This is a genomic window from Halotia branconii CENA392, assembly GCF_029953635.1.
GTDB classification, from domain to species: Bacteria; Cyanobacteriota; Cyanobacteriia; order Cyanobacteriales; family Nostocaceae; genus Halotia; species Halotia branconii.
The window spans coordinates 3,790,876-3,809,845 of the sequence record NZ_CP124543.1 but is presented as its reverse complement, the minus strand read 5'-3'; the positions used below and the strand labels follow the sequence as shown (position 1 = coordinate 3,809,845).

Here is an 18,970-nt window from a genome sequence, read left to right as displayed (position 1 = left end):
GCCTTTCTTCAGACTTTGACCATCTGGTGAGGAAAGTAGGACTTACCAAGTAGCTTGCCACTGTCAGATTTTAGGTAGATGCCAGTATTTGTAATGGTGGTGATGGTGGCAAAGGTTTCTTTATGCTTGCCTATCAAAATTACCACCTCATCTCTAACACTCAACTGGTAAGTGGGTGATTCTGGGCAGGATTGCAAATCTAAGAAAGGTAGGGTAACAGTACCTCTGCCTGGAATCCTGCAACTGACCTCAGAGAAATTATCAAAAATGTGGAATACCTCCACCTCTCGATTTTGGGATATGCTCCAGTATTTGCATTTTTCCTGGATCAAAGGTAAGGGAGATAATTCTGGGTTTGCGGGTGAGGGGTCTAACCTAGGATCACCCCCCGGATCACCCTGCGGAGAATGGCTGCAATTATTCTCTGATAAGTCTTTGACTGCTATTTCCTGGGTATGTATCTTTTCACACATATCCGGGGTAGGATCACCCCCTGGATCACCTCCAGACTCTATACCTAGCAAGGCATTCGAGCAAAGGTGATCCTCAAGGTGGCTTTGGGCTACAAAATTTTCTGACTGCTGAATTTTTTCACGATTTTCAGCACTTTCAGGATCACCTTTGGCTGTGTTGCTTACTGTATCTGCTTTTTGGAGGTGATCCGAGGGGTGATCCTGGGGTGATCCTGCTTTTTTTATACCAACATTAAGAATTGGCTGTATGTCTCCATTAGCAAAGGTTTCAGGATGTGTATCGAGGTGATCCGAGGGGTGATCCTCTGGTGATCCTTCATAAGCAAGGAAATAGAGGTTGGCTTTCCCCGGCTGGCGCTTTACGCTCACCAAACCATCGGCTGATAGCTCCGTTAGGTAACGACGGGCATAATCCTTTGAAAAGCCTAGCCTGTGGGCTATCTCTTCACTAGTAAATTTGACGTTTCTGTGGTCAGCCAGCAGTTGCAATGTTCTTTCCTTTGCCGATTGCGCTGGACCACCGAAGTCTTGCCCCTCTTCTCCCATAAAAGTAAAGCTGAGGTCTTCAGGATTGAAAAACATCCGATATTTATTGCCGGAGGAGCGCGATCGCGATTTGTCAATTTCTAAGATGCGGTCGTTAGGCGTACCAGTTTCACTGCTGTCCTTTGATAGTGTCCAGACCTCACTAACTGCATTTCTAATGGCTGTTGTACCCCTGACACCACCTAGCTTATTGCTGTGATGAATTAGTAAAAAGGTGGTTTTATAATTAGTGGCCAGCCCGGTCATCTCTAGGATGGGACGGGCATACTCCATCTGTGATTCCTGATAAATTGAAAATCTGTTAATGGTTGAAAGCGAGTCGATGACAACAAAATCAGGTTGAAACTCTTTTAAGTCTTCAATTAAAGCTGGGATATTTTCAGCACTCCAGCCAAACCGCACCCTAACGTACTTGCCAATATCTTCTTCTGAATAACCTAGCGACTCTAGTGCCTGCATCATATCACCGGGGCTTTCATCTCCTTGGTAATAGAGAATTTTGCGTTTCTCTCCTGTAGCAATGAAATTACCAAACTGATTACCCTGAATCAGGACTTTACCAATTCCATAAGCGAGTTTAGTTTTACCAACTCCACCATCAGCAGCTAGTAAAATAGTTGTGCTTTTAGGAACCAAGCCATTTAATAACCACTCACGAACTGTAGAACCTGCTAACTCTTTTAATTCTTCATAGGTGAGTAATTTACTACATTGAGCAGTCAGACTTTTTAAGTAAAAATGTTCTAAGAAATTGTTAGTAACTGAATGCTCCTTGGCTAGTTCATGCAGTTTGAGAAACCTGAAAGACGGCTCTACACAAGTTGTATAAATACTTGTCACCTCTTCTAGTAGTTGGTCATGTTTCCAGCGTTGATATTCATCTTTTGTAGGTGCTAGTGGTGTATCTGTTACTGCTTTTATTCTGTTGGTAACTTTAGCATAGATGTCTATCAAATCCTGCTCCTCATCGTAGGCTAACTGTATAGTCTTATAGCCTGATTTTAGGAGTTCTCGACGCTTAGATTTTGTAATTATTATTGCTGCATGGCTATCAATGTTTACAGCACTGACTGTGCGATCTATAAGGGTAGCTAATTTGTTTCTGCCACCAATTCTTGCAAGTAAATCATGGTCTGATAACCAGCTACTAACATGTAATAAATCGGTTGGTAATCCTTGCTTGTTTAGCCGAAGACAAGCATGATAAATATCTTTGTGTGCGCCGATATAAAAGTGTTCTGTTTCTAGCCTGTCTTTAACACGATATATGGCGCTTGGGTCTAACAAGATACCACCTAAAACAGCCTCTTCTGCTTCAATATTTTGTGGTGGCAACCTATCGTCAGCAGGTTTAAAACTGTATTCATCTGTGTAGGAATAAGGAACTGCTACCATTTCTCAGTTCCTCCAGATGTTGTGTTATAATTACTTTCAATGACGGCATTAAAAGTTATCTGAATTGCTATTTCAGTCTTTTGTTTTCTGTTATTATTCATTAGTATTTTTGATATTTTGAAAAGTTTTACTCACCACTTAATCTCTGGTGAGTATTTTTTTAGAGTAGCTGCGATCGCGCCCGGTTTTGAAGTTAGACGTGATCGCCATGAATAAACCCGCCCTATCTGTACGTAGGACGGGTTATTCTTTGTTTTCAGTTTTCTCCTGGAACTGAGTAGACAATTCTTTTAGTTCTTCAACATGTTTTTTTAGCTCGGCTGTTCTATTTTCAGATTCCTCTATGAGATCGAGGGTCTTTGAGATCAGCCGATCAATGATTCCCCCAAGAATTGCTTGTCCACATTGCTCAGTGAAATCTCCCCTCTGCCAATCATTTCTATCAGTTGCGAACGACTCACCCCTAATTTCTGTGCCAGCCTGTCTAACCCCTCCACGCTTGTCTGAGTTAACCCCATACTGAATACTTTCTTGATTTCTCCATGCTCTCTGTGCTTGGACTTCGGCGATTTCGACATTTTCTGAAACCATGATGGACTTCTTCTTATATAAGATTACCAAGATTTTCTATAAAATTTATTATATAAGATGCTAGACTATATCCGTATCTTATTAAGATATGAATTATGCACTAGTTTCCCAACGCCTAAACCTTGCGTTGCACACCAAAACAAAAACCCAAATTATGGAGGCTAAAAACGCTATAACTCAGTAGCAGCAAGCCTTTAGCAAAAATCACTGCGGCGTGTCGCAGTACTAAACACCATGCATAGTGGCACTTAAACCGCACTATGCCCGGACTGTAAAAGCACTATGCACGGACTTAAGTCCGTGCATCATACCCTTATGCAACCACTATGGAAGCACTAGAACCCGCCATTAATGGCACTAAGACAGGATCAAAGACCGACGATAAACCCAAAAACAAGCAGAAGCGGCACTTACCATCTTTACCAAGTGCAGTCTCGGCCGCAGACATGAATACTGTCGAGTATTCCGGCTTGGCTGACCGTACAGCTGTGGAATGGAACTCTCTCAAAAACTACGAAATGTTTAGTCTCAGTGCTGATGGTTCATTCCCAATGATGAAAGTCAGCCGTAGCAAGGCCGTCCGCCTCGCTGACCGTGAAGTGATGATGGTCGGTTCCGGTCGCTGCTTTCGAGTTTCTTTGTCCAATCATCCAAATCAAAAGCCAAAACAAGCCCCAGTGAGCGCTTAGGGCTTGCTTTGACTCAACAATTGAGTAACTAAAATTTACCATGACTGAACCAAGACCGCTAACACCCAAAGAACAAAAAGTAATTCAGGAGTTTGAAGCAGTTCGCCCCGGCACTGGCGCTCTAGCTGAAAATAACATCCGCAACAACGATAAAACCGGCTGGGCTGACATCATCGCAGATACACCAGAAGAGGAATTGGTTGCCCGTGAGGGGTCATCAACCAATTCCTTTATGTATCGGAGGATTGGAGGATGAACCTAGAAGTTTACAAAACATCACTGCAACACCTGACAGCCGGCGGTGTTCCCCAGGATATAGCCGAGAAAGCATCAATAGTCGTTGCTAAAGATGACCCTCATAAACCAGACTTGGGGCGTTCTTCTGAAGATCAACAGGCTGTAAATCAGGCAATGGAACACTATCACCGAGGTCAAACCAATGCACAGCAGTAGTTTACCTCCACCAGATTCAAGTCTACCTGTTCAGAACTTACAGCCAAACTTGGATCTGGGTAATTCTGAATCAGAAATCAGACAAGCAATCAGCGCTAACTTTGACCCCATGCCCCAAGCAGATCCAGAACCAGATAGCTCGTTGTACAACTTAAACGCGATTTTAGATGCACTCGATTAAACCCATGAAAAGCGAAAGTAACTTGTCTTGGCTATTGGTTGCAGTATTAGCTGTAGGTTTTACCCTGTGGTATCAAGACCGTTCTGGCAGTTATGAAGCCAACATCCAGCAGTTGCAAGACAATTTAAAAACCTGTAAATCTGAATTTTCGATGTTTAAAGACGGGGTGACCTATGGCAAATGACCTAATAGACATCAAGGTTGCCTCACCTCCAAAAACTACTACAGCTGGTGTTTGGGTAGATATGCATCTACCCAATGCACAAACTCTTGGGCGTTACTGTGCCTGGGGAATGGGGAGGGTGATATTTTCACTTTCACTATTCTCAGTCAACATCACCCGCGCCAGCTTAAAACTCGGTATTTGGTTGTGCGATGGGTTGGAAGCTGGGGTCAAACGCTTACTCAAAGTCTACGATGCCCTACCCTATGCCGGCACACCCATGACTCAAGTCATTGAAGCGTCAGCCGTACCAGTAGATGAACCACTGGAAATCATTACCGATATCATCAGTGCCATCGAGGGCAAGCAAGTCATGATTATCGGCGAGATGGGGACGGGTAAATCTACCCTTGCCCAATACCTCGCCTACACTGTCGGCGGTCGGGTTCGTGTCTACGAGTGCGAGGGGACACCGACCGACTGGCAAGGGCTTGAGGTCATTGGCAAGGGTGAGAATTGGTCAGCGATTGAGTTGGGAATGGCTGAGGATTTGGAGGACTTGAGTGACCAACTCAAACTCAGAACTGAGCGCGGTGACGGTGCTTTGGCTGGCAGTGAGCGCGTAATCATCGCCGAGGAATACCCAGAACTCGTTTCAAAGGTTGCCAGTTCCGGCGAATGGTTAGAGCGTCACGCTAGGAGGGGACGAAAAGCACGACGCTTTACAGTTCTACTCAGTCAGTACGACCGAGTATCAGCCTGGGGGCTGGATGGTAAAAGTGATTTAGCTGATGCTTTCTACCGCATACGCCTGGGGAAAAAGGCTCAAGCACACGCCAAATCATTGAAAAATGAGCAGCTTATTAGCTGGTTAAAAACCGACCAGTCACACTGCTTACTGGATGATATACCTTTGAAACTCCCCCCATACCGCGAGATGAAAGCCGCAACAATGCGGAATGGTTCAACCATAGTCCAACCATCGCCCAACAACGCGATCAGCACTGAAAATCACCCAGAACAATCGCTGAAAACTAGTCAGGATAAGGATTATAGCGAAAATACTGGGGATGAAAACCGCTTGATTTGGCGGCTAATTCAGAAATTTGGGGAGGGAAAATCTGACAGCACCATTGCCACCGAAATTTTAGGTTACACAGGCAAGCGTTACGACCAGGGAATGAGGTTGATTGAAAAACTTAGGAGGGATTTCGGCTCATAAGCCAAAAGCGATCGCGTGAAGGAGGTAACGCGATCGCCTCTGGGCTGATTCAACTAATGTCAAAAATATCACAGGACTATCGGGACTTAAGGAAAAATCAAGCCCAAATAAAGCCGAAACTGGCTTTATGAGCGGCAAATACGTCACGATTAACAGTCAACCACTCAATAAATCGGAAAGAAATAGCAGTTCTAAAGGCTTCTAAAGCCTCAGTAAAAGTGTTCAACGGTTTAGTTGCCCACCTACGTCTAAAACCACCAGTCAACTGATGCCAAAGGACAAAAGTATAGGCACAAAATACCAAGATAAAATGTCGCATGAGACTGGTTTTATCTCGGACTTGATATTCTTTCAATCCTAAAAAACCCTTGGCTTCTCTATAAAAGACCTCTACCCAATTGCGTTGAGAATAGGTGTTTACTATCCATTCTGAAGTTACAACAGATGTAGAAACATTGGTAATAAAGTAGTCGATATCTGTGGCATCAGAAAAAGTAGCAGCATTCATGACGATAGCTATACTTCGTTTACCTTCCAGACGTGATATCTCTACTTCAAAAGTTGCTACCCATACTTTTCTAGGTTTATCTAAATTGAGTTGAGTTTCGCTAAAAGCCTCTTGGGGTATAGACTTTGCTAACTCATCTATCCTAATTGTTCGTTGATTATTCTCTTGCTCACTAATTGTGACTTTCCGATTTTTGGCTATTCCTCCTAAATACTTTAATTTGCGATTTTCTAGTTCTAATAGGAATGATGTATTGTTACCATATCCGGCATCTACAATCACTATTCCTGGTTGATATCCTCGCTCTCTTGTTTGGTCTATTAACTTAATTGCTATCTCTGTTTTTTTCTCAAATAGAGGGTCTTGTTTTCCTTCGGGTAATGAATCAGCGTGTTGATATAACTCTATATCTAATGGTAGGCTTTTTCTCCCATCATATAAATGAGTTGTTACCACCACTATTCCATTATCTGTCTTGCCAATTTCTCCGATATATTGTCTTCCCACACCTTCGGTAAAGTTACCACTTTTCCTATGCCCTGAATCATCAATTATCAAGCTAAATCCCCTACTGATTTTAGTCTGACTACACTTGTTCATTACCTCTAAGCGTCGTTCATTCACCTTTGTGGCCGACCAAGGGGAATCTGTCAAAAAGTGGTGTAATCGGTGGTAATTTACTCCTACGGCATTTTCTGCGAGCTGGAACAAGTTTTTCCGTTCGCTTTCTCCTAACAACCCCCCTAAATAATGTCTAAACTCCCTTTTTTGCGCTTTATGACCAAATACATCGTCAAACCTTTGACACCATTTTTCAAAGCATGGGGGCATAGCTGTGGGAGTTGTCTCTTTCATGGGGGTTAGTTTGACGTAAAACCTATGCTAATTCTGCATTATAGCCTTTTTTATTCTCTTTTTTTGCCTAAGTCCCGCTATGCAAATTAAAACCATTACTTATAAACGGATTTTCAATGCTGGAAGTTACGAAAGTAAACATTTAGAGATGTTTGCTGAAATCTTTGAAGGCGAAGACGCAGAAGAGGCAGCCTCCAGACTTATGGAGAAAGTAGAGCGAAAAGTTAGAGAAGATGCCAGTCAACAAATAGAGTCAGAGATTAGCCAACTCAAGCAAGAGTTACATGACCTTAAAAAAGAAGTAGAACGCCTCAAGGCTGAAAAAGACGAATTAGCCGGGGCGGAGGAACCAAACCCAGACGATATCCCTTTTGACTCATCCACCACATCCAATGAACTAGGAAATTTCTAAAGGACCACAATATTTAATTAACCCAAATTTTTGAAATGCGATCGCAATTGCTCAAAATCAACTATGAATAACGAAGATTTATCAAGCATTCCTCAACCCGATCCAAGCTGGTACTACTACATACTTTGGCACAAATTATTTAAAGCCAAATTTAAACTCGAACAATTAATAAAGTTTGTGGGTGACATTGAGGAACCAAACGCTGAATCTCATGAAGCTATTAATGAAGATTTGCTTGAACTTGTTAATTTGCTGGAAACGACACGACTTAGCCAAGAATAACGCCTGATGAGCCGGACTGACTCACCGGCGAAACGTGAGCGCTGCTCACGTCGCGGTCTGGAGTCCAACCCAGACGCACAGCACAACAGCCAGTAATTTAGGGCTTTTGTGGAGAAACAAGCTCTTGTGGCTTTCCAAGGTTCGTAAGCTCGGTTACTGGTCTGTGTTCTGTCTTTATCCCATGTCGCCGCAGTTGACCGCTGCGGCATTGCCTTGAGAGTGAAAAAAGCTACTGGCTTACGGGTGATTCGCAGGCACGGCATCAGGGACATAAAACCACCAAGAGGTAAATTGAATGACCAGAATTTTAGGACTTGATGTGAGCAAGTCCTCAGTTGTTGCGTGTCTGCTTTTAGATAAGCCAGATGTGCCACGACAATTTTATTATGAATGTCCGTTCTATCGCTTAAGTGCCAACAGCGCCGGGATTAAAGAGCTTTTGGCACTCAAGCCGGATATTGCATTGATGGAGCCAACAGGCAACAATTACAGCAAGCTTTGGGGCACTCACTTGGCCCGCGCAGGTGTCGAGGTTTGCTTAGTAGGTCACAGAGAGTTAAGAAATTATCGAGCCAATCACCTAGCATTACCTGATAAAGATGATGATGCGGATTCCCTAGCACTCGCTTGTTACTACTTTGACTACCATGCTGATCAGCGTCGGTTTCTCCAAATTCGTGATCAAACTATTGTCAGAATTAGGGAACTAGTGCTGAGACTCGCACATTTAAACCGCGTCCAAAACCCCATAATCAACCGTTTGCGTCAGGATTTGGCTTGGCAGTTCCCCGAAGTTGCACAAGTGCAATCGCGTCGCGGTGAAGCTGGTCTAGTACCTTTGCTTTGGGGATGGTTAGCCCAAAGACGCACCAGTAAACGTTATGACAACCTTTACAAAACAACCGCAGGACTAGGAATTAGCGATACTGTGCGTTATCACGCCGAACGATTATGCAATCTGCAACTTGAAGAATTAGCAATTGAAACAGAGTTACAGCAATTGCTGTCTGACGCTAGATTTCAGCCTTACCTTGAAGTTTTCCACAGGTTTGGCTTTGGTGATCGTCTCGGCGCGATCGTTCTCTCCCAAATTTACCCGCTGGCAGGTTTCCTGGGTGAAGATGGCAAGCCAGAAGTGAAAATACGCCAGGGTCGAAACTCCAAAAAGTCTACCAAGCGGCACTTATCTTTAAGAAGATTTCAGAAGGCTTTGGGGGTTGCTCCTAGCTTGGAGGCATCCGGGGATAGCCGTAAAGTTAAAGTGGTTGGAGGTTCTGACTTATGCCGGCTTGCTTTGTGGCAGTGGGTTTTTACCAGGATTGAACCCAAGCGATCGCGGTTAAAAAATGATATTGGCAAAACTTTAGGTGAGAAACTGGATACCGAGAAAGCAGCAGGCCGCCCGGTCAAATTGGTGAGAATGAAAGTTGCTGCGATCGGAACGCGGTTACTGTTCCGTGAACTGGTGAAGGTGTTGGCTGAGAAGTAAATGTGACGAAAAGGGAATTATGCCTAACTTTAATTGGATTAAAAAAAACACTGAAAGGAAACAAGCTAAGAAAGATTTAGATCCAGAATACTACAAATACTACGATGACTCTCTATGTAGCAAGTGTAATGGAGGTGGATTAATTCAAGTTGAAGGTGACTTGCTCTGTTGCCCTCGTTGCAATGGTAGTGGTTCTGTTGATGTTTAGGGAATAACGACTAATGACGAAAGACATTAAATTGCGTCCAGGAACCTGTATGGTTTGCTTCGGGGAAGGCGGACAGCGCATTGCCAATTATGTCAATGATGATACGGGACATTACGAATCCTCTAAATGGATAGATTGCCCGTGCTGCGATGGCGATGGTCGCAATTGTAATAGGTGTTGGCCAAAAAGGAAAATAACAACTAATGCTTAACAGAAACCAAGGTCAAGAAAGGATACAGAGATTATGACTTTATCGGTATGGAATGGGATGACGAAACAGATGTGTGGGAGGTAACTTTTTACACTGAATACGGAAATAATAGTCTTGTAGTGGTGCGTGTTGCGCCTGTAAAGAATGGCTACAGTTTAGCGTGAAAGTATACAGGCATTAGCAAAAGAAACCTGAGACCCTTAATCTACAAGGGCTAAAGTATTAGCCCTTGCTTGTACCTGGTACTAACCATTCCCCACAAGTTACTAGAGTGAACCTTGCTAGAAAAGGAAATTTCATTCGAGCCAGTTTTACTAAGCTTGAATGGTGATCAACTACAATCGGAGTTTTTGGCAATTAATCCATTTCATCATGTTCCAGCGATCGTCGATCAAGGTTTTCGAGTAATAGAATCTCTGGCTATTTTGGACTATTTAGAGACTAAATATCCCGCACCTGCTTTACTACCAACAGAAGCTGAGGCTTTAGCCGTAGTCAGAATGGTGCAAATGACGGTTACAAATGAACTCTTTCCCAAAGCAATTTCTTTAATGTTTGAAACTGAAGATTCGCCAAAATTGTTACAAGCAAAGGAACATATCAATCAAGTCTTAGTCTTTTTAACGGAATGTTTAGGAAATAGTCCTTATTTTGCTAGCAAACAGTTGACTCTAGCAGATATTGTTGCCGGAACAGATATGTCTTTATTATCAAAATTGGGTTTTAGTTTCAATAATTACCCCAAACTCAAAGATTGGTTTGAGCGTTTGATGCAACGAGAAGTTTGGCAAAGAACTGAGTTGAGTCAAGAAGACTTTGAAAAATTCAAGCGTGTTTTGAGAATGCTACATAGACGGAAGCTCAACCAAGAAAACAAAGTCAATAATCACGAATAGACAACTAGGCGATCGCATCATATCAATTCTTTAAAATCTCGAAAACCCAGATGAAGTTCTCAAAATCTATCTTATAGAACAGTAATATACAGACTCCAGGAGGAATTTAAATTCATCGTCTTTGAGTAAAATTAGCAACGACTGATGAGCGAGGAAAGCTGGATGAATGCAGATATATCGGCACTTTTCGACAAAATGCAGAAAATGGTCAACGGCTTTATTGCTCTAGTGCCTAATATTTTGTTGGGATTGGTTGTATTTACATTATTTTTCTTTGTTGGTAGGGCAATTAAGCGACTAGTTAAGCGTTTGACCCGCCATCGTCGCGAAGCTCGCAGTTTGGGGATGGTGTTAGGTCGATTAGCACAGGGGACTACAATTCTAGTTGGTCTGTTTATTGCTTTGTCTATTGTTATTCCTTCACTAAAAGCCTCCGATTTGGTGCAGCTGTTGGGGATCAGTGGGGTAGCAATTGGTTTTGCTTTTCGTGATATTTTACAAAATTTCTTGGCTGGCATTTTAATCTTGTTGACTGAGCCATTTCAAATTGATGACCAAATTGTTTTTAAAGATTTTGAAGGTACGGTAGAAAATATTCAAACACGAGCTACAACCATTAGAACTTACGATGGTCGCCGGATTGTCATTCCTAATTCTGAACTATTTACCAATTCAGTAACAGTAAATACTGCTTTTGAGAACCGCCGCTTAGAATATGATATCGGCGTTGGTTATGCCGATGACTTGGATCAGACAAAGCAGTTGATGCTTGAAGCCATGCACAGTGTAGACATTGTACTCAAAGACCCAGCCCCTGATGCATTGGTGATGGAACTTGCCGAAAGCACTGTTAATATCCGCGCTCGATGGTGGATTAGTCCGCCACGCCGGGCAGATTCTTTAGATTCAAGAGATCAGGTGATCTCTGCAATCAAACGCAAGCTGGTAGAAAACGGTATCGATTTACCCTTTCCTACCACACAAGTTTTATTCCACGATCAAACCGAAGAGACAGATGGCGATCGCTCTCGTCAACGCGAAGGCTGGCCTGCTGGAAAAAACGAAGTTCCTCAACCACGCAGCATCAGTGGTTCACTCAAGCAGCTGGTGCAAATGCAAAATGGCAATAACAGAGTACATGACAACGAATCATGAAGAACGTGCAGTTGGCAAAACTTTGGGATGCACTCCACTCTAGTTACTGGTTTTTGCCAGGAATCATCGCACTAGGGGCAGTCATTCTGGCGTTTGTCATGATCACCCTTGACCGCACAATCGGCTTTGACGGCTTAAGTTGGATTTACACTGGTGGCCCCGATGGGGCGCGAGCAGTGCTTTCTGCGATCGCTGGTTCAATGGTGAGTGTTGCTGCTACAGCCTTTTCGATTACAATTGTGGCTCTGCAACTAGCTTCGTCCAGTTTTGGACCACGAATCTTGCGTAATTTCATGCGGGATACAGGCAATCAAATAGTCTTAGGCACTTTCATTGGTACTTTCATTTACTCCTTGATTGTATTAAGGACTATCTATGGGGAAAACTACAATCTGTTTGTTCCCCATCTATCGGTGACAATTGGTCTAATACTAGCGATCGCTAGTATCGGTGTGCTAATTTACTTTATTCATCACGCATCAACGATCATTCAGGCATCCCATGTTATTGAAGGTGTCAGTCAAGATTTAGATCAAGCAATTGCTCGGCTGTTTCCAGACAGAATTGGTCTTAATCCCCCAGAACACAAACTACATCTAGGAGAAATCCCACCTGCTTTTGAGTTACAGGCTTACTTAATTAGAGCTAATGGTAATGGTTATCTCCAAGCAATTGATAATCAAAAATTAATGGAGATTGCCACTCAGCATAATCTTTTAATTCACATCAAGTCTCGACCCGGCAAGTTTGTATTCCAAGGTAACGAGTTAGCTATGGCTTGGCCTAGTGAACGAGTCAATCGAAAACTTACCCAGCAAATTGAACAGGTATTTATTCTAGGTAAAGAACGTACTGATCAACAAGATGTAGCATTTCCTATTAATCAATTAGTAGAAATTGCTCTACGCGCTCTTTCCCCTGGAATTAACGATCCATTTACTGCGATCCGTTGTGTTGATCGACTGTGCGCTGGATTATGCCATTTAGTACAACGGGAATTTCCTTCACCCCACCGCTATGATGACGACAACAAACTACGAATAATTGCCGAACCTGTAACTTTTGCAGGAATGGTTAATGATGCCTTTAATCAAATTCGGCAGTATGGTCGTTCTGATGCCGCAGTTACCATTCGTCTACTTGAAGCCATAACTATTATTGCTAATTACACCCACAATCCCCAAGATAGAGAAAATTTGCGCCGTCATGCAGACATGATTAAACGAGGTAGTCACGAGGGATTGCCAGAGGAGCAAGACCGCCAAGATGTCCAAGAGCAGTATCATAAAGCGCTGCAAGCTTTGGAGCAAGACCACGAAACAGATAGTTTAAGCAAATAAATTCAGGAGCAAGTAACCATGATTAGTGCAAACTGGCGAGGATACCGCTTAAAACCATGACAAAACTCTTCTTAGTCCGTCACGGTCAAAGTACCTGGAATGCAGCTAATCGATTTAGCGGTTGGGTCGATGTCCCACTCAACAAAAAAGGTCGCCAAGAAGCATTTCAAGCTGCTCATAAACTGAGTTCTTATCAAATTGACGTAGGTTTTACCAGCTTACTGGTACGAGCAATAGAAACGATCGCAATTTGCTTGACTGAGTGTGAACAAGTCTGTGGTGGTAGAAGTCCGGTTTTTAAACACGATGCTGATGACCCTAATTGGAAAGGCTGGGATAATTATGAAGGCGACCATAGTCAAGAAATCCCCATTTTTACTAGCCGTGACCTAGATGAGCGCTATTACGGTAATTTACAGGGTTTAAATAAAACCGAGACTGTACAGAAATTCGGCAAAGATATAGTACATCAATGGCGGCGATCGTTTGTCACTAGACCGCCAGGGGGTGAAAGTCTTGCTGACACAGCCGCTAGGACAATTCCCTTTTTTGGCGATCGCATTATGAAACACCTACGAGACGGAGATAATGTCTTAGTTTCGGCTCATGGTAATTCACTGCGATCAATTATCATGTATCTCGATCACCTCGATGAACAAGAGGTTGCCAATTTAGAACTTGTGACTGGTATCCCCATTGTTTACGATATTAACGCTGAAGAAAAAGTCACGAGTAAGATTATTTTAAATTGACTGTTACAACTACCTCAAGAAATATCTTTTGGTTGAAATTATAAGTTAGTTTTGCTTGATTGATTACTCAACTGTAACCAAAAGAAATAAAGTTGAACCTGAAGCGATGAAATCTCTCATTTGGCTTCAGTCGTCAGCAGGAGGAAAACTGACATTATTCTATATATGCTAATAGTAATCAGATATTTTAAATAACTTGGTAACAGCTTATGCCTCTTCATAAATTGGAAGATTTTGATCCTAACTACCGAGAAACCTTTGGCGGTGAAGATATTAAGGCTTTAGATCTCTATACGGAAGGTGAAGTCAAAGTTGGTTCTGTTACTGATGCTTTGGTGGATCACGACGGTCGCTTTCGATATCTAGTTATCGATACAAGCTGGGATTCTCTGGGTAAAAAAATATTGCTACCAATTGGTCTTTCTCGGATAAATTATGCATCAAAGCGTGTCTATGTTGATGGACTAAGTAAACAGCAAGTAGAAATGTTACCAGAGTATCAAGAAAGCATGGTAGTTGTAGATGACTACGAAGAACAAGTACGCAGAGTATTTCGTTCTCCAACCAGTGATTTAATTTATGATCGCAATACATACAATTACCAAAAAGAACCAAATTTATATAATTTAAATGACCAATACCATCAAACTTTTAGACTGTATGAAGAACGATTAATTGCTAATAAGCAACGCATAAAAAGAGGTGAAGTAGCAGTTGGTAAGCATATTGAAACGGAAACTGCACACGTTACAGTTCCTATTCAAAAAGAAAGAGTAGTAATTGAGCGAGTTTCATCAACAGCAGCTACAACAGTAGTAGATCCAAGTAATCTTCAATTTCAAGAGGGTGAAGTAGCACGCATAGAAGTATACGAAGAAACTCCTGAGATTCGTAAGGAAGCGTTTGTGCGAGAAGAAGTGAGAGTCAAAAAAGTAATAGATAGAGATACAGTAGAAGCACAAGAAACGATTCGTCGAGAAGAATTAGATATTAATACTAACGGCGAGTTACATGTGAATGAAACTGGTACAAATAGAAAAGATTCTGTTTAGTATCTAGTCGAAATAAATTGTTGGCTTTGCAGGCAAGGGAGATATCTACTTTTGCCTGTAATTTTGAGTTAATACCATTTCACGAAATTATTGATACAAATTACTTTTCTTACTCCCCTGCTTCCCCTGCCTCCGGTCACTGAGCGTCTTGTACTGAGCGAAGCCGAAGTAAGCCGAAGTGCTGCTTCCCCTGCTTGCCCAAATGTATAAACTTTAAAGTAAAACGGTATAAGGACTTCCAAAAAATAAATTATCCGATTTTTTCAGATAATATTTTTCTTTCTTCCCCTGCGCCCTGCGTTCCTTCTCTTGTCAAAGACGCTACGCTTAACACGAAGTGTTCCCGCAGGGTAGTAATTGCAAAGGCTTACTTTTCATTACTAATACGTAATACCAATTTTTTATAAATTTGCATTTTAATGATTATCCTTTTCTTCCTTGGCGCTCTTAGCAAATCGTAATGAAAAAATTTAGTGCATCTTCATGAAGAATTGGTATAAGTCCTAATTTTAGTTACTGGAAATAACTAGATCAAATATCTCTTACTTTTGATGATACATGCTTAAGTCGAGAGAAAGATGAAAAGCAAAGAATAAATTTTTAGAATAATTCTCACAGAGATGTTATTAAATCTTTAAGAGGAAAAAAATAATGGCACTTCACAGATTAGAAGATTTTGATCCAGATTACCGGGACAGTTTTCAAGGCAACGATATTAAGGGATTTGGAGTCTACGCTGAAGGAAACGATGAAAAAATTGGCACTGTAAATGATGCTTTAGTCGATGAAGAAGGTCATTTCCGCTATCTAGTCGTTGACTTAGGCTTCTGGATTTTTGGTAAAAAAGTACTATTACCTGTTGGTCGTTCTCGCATTGATTACAGTAGCGATCGCATCTACGCTATTGGTATGACAAGAGAGCAAGCAGAAAATCTACCTGAATTTGATGAACGTCGGACACTAGATTACGACTACGAAGAACAAGTTCGGGGAGTATATCGTAACCCTAAATACCAAACTGGCGCTGTCGGAACCGCAACACCCACACCTACGCCAACATATAATCGTGACACCTACAATTATCAACATGAGCCTTCTTTATACGGGCTAAATGATCAAGATCATCAAACCCTGAGGTTGTATGAAGAACGTCTAATTGCCAACAAACAACGCCGAAAAACTGGAGAAGTCACAGTTGGTAAACACATTGAAACAGAAACTGCAAGAGTTGCAGTACCTGTAGAAAGAGAACATGTGGTTATTGAACGCGTAACTCCCGAAGGTGCTGGTAGGGCTGTTTCTCCTGGTGAAGCTAACTTCCGTGAAGGCGAAGTTGCTCGTGTTGAAATTTATGAAGAAACTGCTGACGTTCGCAAAGAAGCAGTTTTGCGTGAAGAAGTTCGAGTTAAAAAAGTTGTTGAGCAAGAAACAGTTGAAGCTCAAGACACCGTGCGTCGCGAAGAGTTAGATGTCAGCTCTCCTAATCTTCCCATTGAAGAACGCTAATCAATTCAGTAATTAGTTCATAACTAATTACTGACTAAATACAGTGCAGGTAGAGCTACTTAAGCAGCTTTACCTGTACTTGTGTCAACTAAATGAAATAAGATCATATACCTAACTTGCTAAAGCCATTGCATCAATTATGAATAATTTTAGACAAGTAAATCAAACAAATAGTATTCATACTTTGCTAAAAACATTGAAAAAAAAGGTAACAGGTTTTGCTGTAATTGATAAACAAGATCAGTTAGTAGGTAAGGTTAAGGATTTAGTTTTAGATGCTAATTATCGGCTAAATTTAGTCATATCTCAAGAAATAAATCAACAAATTAAAGAACAAGCCCAAAAAGCAGCAAATAATTATAGATTAGCTTTCTTAAAAAGCCAAAAAATTATTAGGATTGACAATCTTAATAAATCTGTTTTCATAGATTTAGAACAATCAGAAATAAAATATATGCCTGAATATTTAGGAACAGAAAGCCCAGGCGATGAACAATTTTCATCAGAGAACCTTACAGAAAAACCAACTGATCATGAGATTATAAGTAACCAGACTGAACTAGAAAACTCAGAGGAAATAGCCGAAGAAGAGATTATTCGTTTGCTAGAAGAACGGTTAATAATTGATAGTAAAAAACATAAAGTTGGCGAAGTTATTGTTCGCAAAATAATCGAAACTCGGATGATCCAAGTTCCTGTTCAACGTGAAAAGTTAATAGTCGAACAAGTTACTCCAGAATATAAACAACTTGCAGAAATTGATTTAGAACAAGGAGAAATTTCTGGTACTGAATTAACTGAAACTGAAGATCGAGAAATTACCAATTTTGATAGTAGTTTAACAGTGAGTGGTGAATTTAGCTCAGTTAAAACTGCTAGTTTGCTTTTAAATGCGATCGCCCTAGAGAAAAATCACGGTTCTCAGCAAGTTAAAGTAGCAGTTCTTGTTGAAAATGAATCACTCCAGAAAAAATACCAAGAGTGGTTTGACCGTTGTTCTCAAGGTATAGCACTGAATAGGGAACAGGAAACAGGGAACAGTAAATTATAGCGTTGGATATTTGCGGGATCAAAAAAAGGCGAACTCTCGGTTCGCCTTTAATTTATGATCTTATGGTGTTGCCCAATTAAAACCCAAACTCTAAATTTTCGCTTCTTCCTTGACTAGCTTATCCCAGCCTAAGTCTTTCAAATTATTATTCCGACGTAGAGGACGAGTTACTAACTCTAAAATGTCACGCGCATTGGTAAAACCGTGAATTTGAGCAAAAGTGAACTCTACAGACCACTTAGTATTGATACCGCGTGCTTCTAATGGGTTAGCGTGAGCCATACCAGTAATTACCAAGTCTGGTTTTAGTTCATAAATCCGCTGAAGTTGGTTATAGTTATCCGGCTTCTCAACAATTTTAGGGATAGGTGTACCCATTTCTTGGCAAGTCTTCTCTAATAAGGCCAGCTCAGCAGCTTGATAGCGCTTATCCATGTAGGGGATGCCGATTTCATGAACTGTCATTCCACAACGCACCAAAAACCGAGCTTGGGAGATTTCCAGCAAGTTGTCACCCATGAAAAATACAGATTTACCGCGAATTAGTTTCACGTAATCTTCTAAGCTTTCCCAAATTTGCGCTTCGCGCTCGTCTAAACCTTGGGGAGTAATACCAAACACCGAACAGATTTTCTCAATCCAAGCGCGTGTACCATCAGGGCCAATGGGGAACGGTGCGCCGATAAGTTTACATTTACGGCGACGCATTAAAGTAGTAGCAGTGCGACTCAGGAATGGATTGACACCAGCAACATAATATCCTTCTTCGATTACTGGCAGTTCGGTAAAGCGCTTTGCAGGTAGCCAACCGGAAACTTTGACACCATGTTTCTTCAGTTCTAAAGTTAACTGAGTCACAACAGGATCAGGAAGAGAACCAAACAGAACTAAAGGTGGATGATCCACATACTCAGATTCTTCTTGGGCAACATCTTCTTTCTTCTTACCGAAGTTAAGCAGCTTTTGAATGGCGTTACGTTCGTTCTTGTCTGTTTCCGTCTCTGCTACGGGAGCCTTATCAGGGCAACGATTAGCCATTGCTGCTAATACTGTGTCTTCTCCTTGGGTGAAGGCGTAATCTAGACCATTAGCACGCGCTACGACAATGGGAATACCAATTTCGGATTCCAGTTTCGGTGCTAAGCCTTCTAAATCCGTTTTAATAATTTCAGTAGTGCAAGTGCCTATCCATACGATTACACTGGGGTTGCGATCGCGCTTAATTTGTAAGCATAACCGCTTTAGTTCTTCATAATCATTCAGTTGGGCGGAAATATCACCTTCTTCCAATTCTGCCATTGCATAGCGGGGTTCAGCAAAAATCATTACCCCCATTGCATTTTGCAGAAAGTACCCACAAGTCTTGGTTCCAACCACCAAAAAGAAGCTATCTTCAATTTTTTGGTATAACCACGCTACGCAGCTAATTGGGCAAAAAGTATGGTAATTTCCAGTTTCACACTCAAAGCTTAAAGCTTCTGGTTGTTGAGCAACAGTCATTTCGGTTTTCTCCCCTTGATTTTTCCAGTTAGGAGGATGA

General features: G+C 41.6%; 22 protein-coding genes. 17 read left to right on the top strand and 5 right to left on the bottom strand.

All coding sequences use genetic code 11. The features are described from left to right. Nucleotides 1-8: 8 nt before the first annotated feature. The 3 genes from QI031_RS16700 to QI031_RS16690 form a co-directional block, all read right to left on the bottom strand. Nucleotides 9-2,414 carry a DnaB-like helicase N-terminal domain-containing protein gene (locus QI031_RS16700; RefSeq protein WP_281480790.1) on the bottom strand — a complete coding sequence of 802 codons (2,406 nt, stop codon included), beginning with the start codon at nt 2,412-2,414 and terminating at the stop codon, nt 9-11. 243 nt (nt 2,415-2,657) lie between these two features. After that, on the bottom strand, nt 2,658-3,005 hold the full coding sequence (locus QI031_RS31870; protein WP_281480789.1) for a hypothetical protein: 348 nt from the start codon (nt 3,003-3,005) through the stop codon (nt 2,658-2,660). Nucleotides 3,006-3,318: 313 nt separating this feature from the next. Beyond that, complete coding sequence (locus QI031_RS16690; protein ID WP_281480788.1) at nt 3,319-3,453, bottom strand: hypothetical protein; 135 nt, start codon at nt 3,451-3,453, stop codon at nt 3,319-3,321. Here QI031_RS16690 and QI031_RS16685 point away from each other — a divergent pair. From QI031_RS16685 to QI031_RS16660, 6 genes are read left to right on the top strand one after another with little or no spacing between them, the layout of a single operon-like run. Further along, nucleotides 3,452-3,694, top strand: a complete 243-nt coding sequence (locus QI031_RS16685; protein WP_281480787.1) for a hypothetical protein — start codon at nt 3,452-3,454, stop codon at nt 3,692-3,694. The two genes, QI031_RS16690 and QI031_RS16685, sit on opposite strands and share 2 nt — an antisense overlap. A gap of 40 nt (nt 3,695-3,734) precedes the next feature. Further along, nucleotides 3,735-3,950 (top strand): hypothetical protein, encoded by a 216-nt coding sequence (locus QI031_RS16680; protein ID WP_281480786.1) that lies wholly within the window; start codon nt 3,735-3,737, stop codon nt 3,948-3,950. Continuing rightward, nucleotides 3,947-4,147 (top strand): hypothetical protein, encoded by a 201-nt coding sequence (locus tag QI031_RS16675; protein WP_281480785.1) that lies wholly within the window; start codon nt 3,947-3,949, stop codon nt 4,145-4,147. Before QI031_RS16680 ends, QI031_RS16675 begins: the two co-directional genes overlap by 4 nt. Continuing rightward, a complete protein-coding gene (locus QI031_RS16670; protein ID WP_281480784.1) occupies nt 4,134-4,328 on the top strand; it encodes a hypothetical protein in 195 nt (64 codons plus the stop codon). The genes QI031_RS16675 and QI031_RS16670 overlap by 14 nt, the downstream gene beginning before the upstream one ends. 4 nt (nt 4,329-4,332) lie before the next feature. After that, nucleotides 4,333-4,512 carry a hypothetical protein gene (locus QI031_RS16665; protein WP_281480783.1) on the top strand — a complete coding sequence of 60 codons (180 nt, stop codon included), beginning with the start codon at nt 4,333-4,335 and terminating at the stop codon, nt 4,510-4,512. Further along, complete coding sequence (locus tag QI031_RS16660; protein ID WP_281480782.1) at nt 4,502-5,713, top strand: hypothetical protein; 1,212 nt, start codon at nt 4,502-4,504, stop codon at nt 5,711-5,713. Before QI031_RS16665 ends, QI031_RS16660 begins: the two co-directional genes overlap by 11 nt. A 97-nt stretch (nt 5,714-5,810) precedes the next feature. On the opposite strand, the gene QI031_RS16655 is transcribed toward QI031_RS16660, so the two are convergent. Then, nucleotides 5,811-7,076, bottom strand: coding sequence for an IS701 family transposase (locus QI031_RS16655; RefSeq protein WP_281480781.1), 1,266 nt, complete (start codon nt 7,074-7,076; stop codon nt 5,811-5,813). 79 nt (nt 7,077-7,155) lie between these two features. Between QI031_RS16655 and QI031_RS16650 the strand changes: the two genes are divergently transcribed. The 11 genes from QI031_RS16650 (at nt 7,156) to QI031_RS16600 (ending at nt 17,430) form a co-directional block, all read left to right on the top strand. Continuing rightward, entirely contained in the window at nt 7,156-7,488 is a 333-nt protein-coding gene (locus tag QI031_RS16650) for a hypothetical protein (RefSeq protein WP_281480780.1), read from the top strand. A 63-nt stretch (nt 7,489-7,551) separates the two neighbouring features. After that, a complete protein-coding gene (locus tag QI031_RS16645; protein WP_281480779.1) occupies nt 7,552-7,770 on the top strand; it encodes a hypothetical protein in 219 nt (72 codons plus the stop codon). 295 nt (nt 7,771-8,065) lie between these two features. Continuing rightward, nucleotides 8,066-9,259, top strand: coding sequence for an IS110 family transposase (locus QI031_RS16640; RefSeq protein ID WP_281480778.1), 1,194 nt, complete (start codon nt 8,066-8,068; stop codon nt 9,257-9,259). Between the two features lie 19 nt (nt 9,260-9,278). Next, nucleotides 9,279-9,467 (top strand): hypothetical protein, encoded by a 189-nt coding sequence (locus QI031_RS16635; RefSeq protein ID WP_281480777.1) that lies wholly within the window; start codon nt 9,279-9,281, stop codon nt 9,465-9,467. Nucleotides 9,468-9,956: 489 nt separating this feature from the next. Beyond that, nucleotides 9,957-10,574: a glutathione S-transferase family protein gene (locus QI031_RS16630; protein WP_281480776.1), complete on the top strand. Its 618-nt coding sequence runs from the start codon at nt 9,957-9,959 to the stop codon at nt 10,572-10,574. Nucleotides 10,575-10,736: 162 nt separating this feature from the next. Next, on the top strand, nt 10,737-11,729 hold the full coding sequence (locus QI031_RS16625; RefSeq protein ID WP_281486052.1) for a mechanosensitive ion channel family protein: 993 nt from the start codon (nt 10,737-10,739) through the stop codon (nt 11,727-11,729). Continuing rightward, the gene (locus QI031_RS16620) at nt 11,726-13,069 is read left to right on the top strand and encodes a DUF2254 domain-containing protein (protein ID WP_281480775.1); all 1,344 of its coding nucleotides are present in this window, start codon (nt 11,726-11,728) and stop codon (nt 13,067-13,069) included. The genes QI031_RS16625 and QI031_RS16620 overlap by 4 nt, the downstream gene beginning before the upstream one ends. A gap of 56 nt (nt 13,070-13,125) precedes the next feature. Beyond that, a complete protein-coding gene (locus tag QI031_RS16615) occupies nt 13,126-13,821 on the top strand; it encodes a 2,3-bisphosphoglycerate-dependent phosphoglycerate mutase (protein WP_281480774.1) in 696 nt (231 codons plus the stop codon). 209 nt (nt 13,822-14,030) lie between these two features. Then, complete coding sequence (locus tag QI031_RS16610; protein ID WP_281480773.1) at nt 14,031-14,873, top strand: DUF2382 domain-containing protein; 843 nt, start codon at nt 14,031-14,033, stop codon at nt 14,871-14,873. A gap of 651 nt (nt 14,874-15,524) precedes the next feature. Continuing rightward, nucleotides 15,525-16,379, top strand: coding sequence for a DUF2382 domain-containing protein (locus tag QI031_RS16605; RefSeq protein WP_281480772.1), 855 nt, complete (start codon nt 15,525-15,527; stop codon nt 16,377-16,379). 139 nt (nt 16,380-16,518) lie between these two features. Further along, nucleotides 16,519-17,430, top strand: coding sequence for a DUF2382 domain-containing protein (locus tag QI031_RS16600; protein WP_281480771.1), 912 nt, complete (start codon nt 16,519-16,521; stop codon nt 17,428-17,430). 90 nt (nt 17,431-17,520) lie between these two features. On the opposite strand, the gene QI031_RS16595 is transcribed toward QI031_RS16600, so the two are convergent. Continuing rightward, nucleotides 17,521-18,930 carry a ferredoxin:protochlorophyllide reductase (ATP-dependent) subunit N gene (locus tag QI031_RS16595; protein ID WP_281480770.1) on the bottom strand — a complete coding sequence of 470 codons (1,410 nt, stop codon included), beginning with the start codon at nt 18,928-18,930 and terminating at the stop codon, nt 17,521-17,523. Nucleotides 18,931-18,970 lie beyond the last annotated feature (40 nt).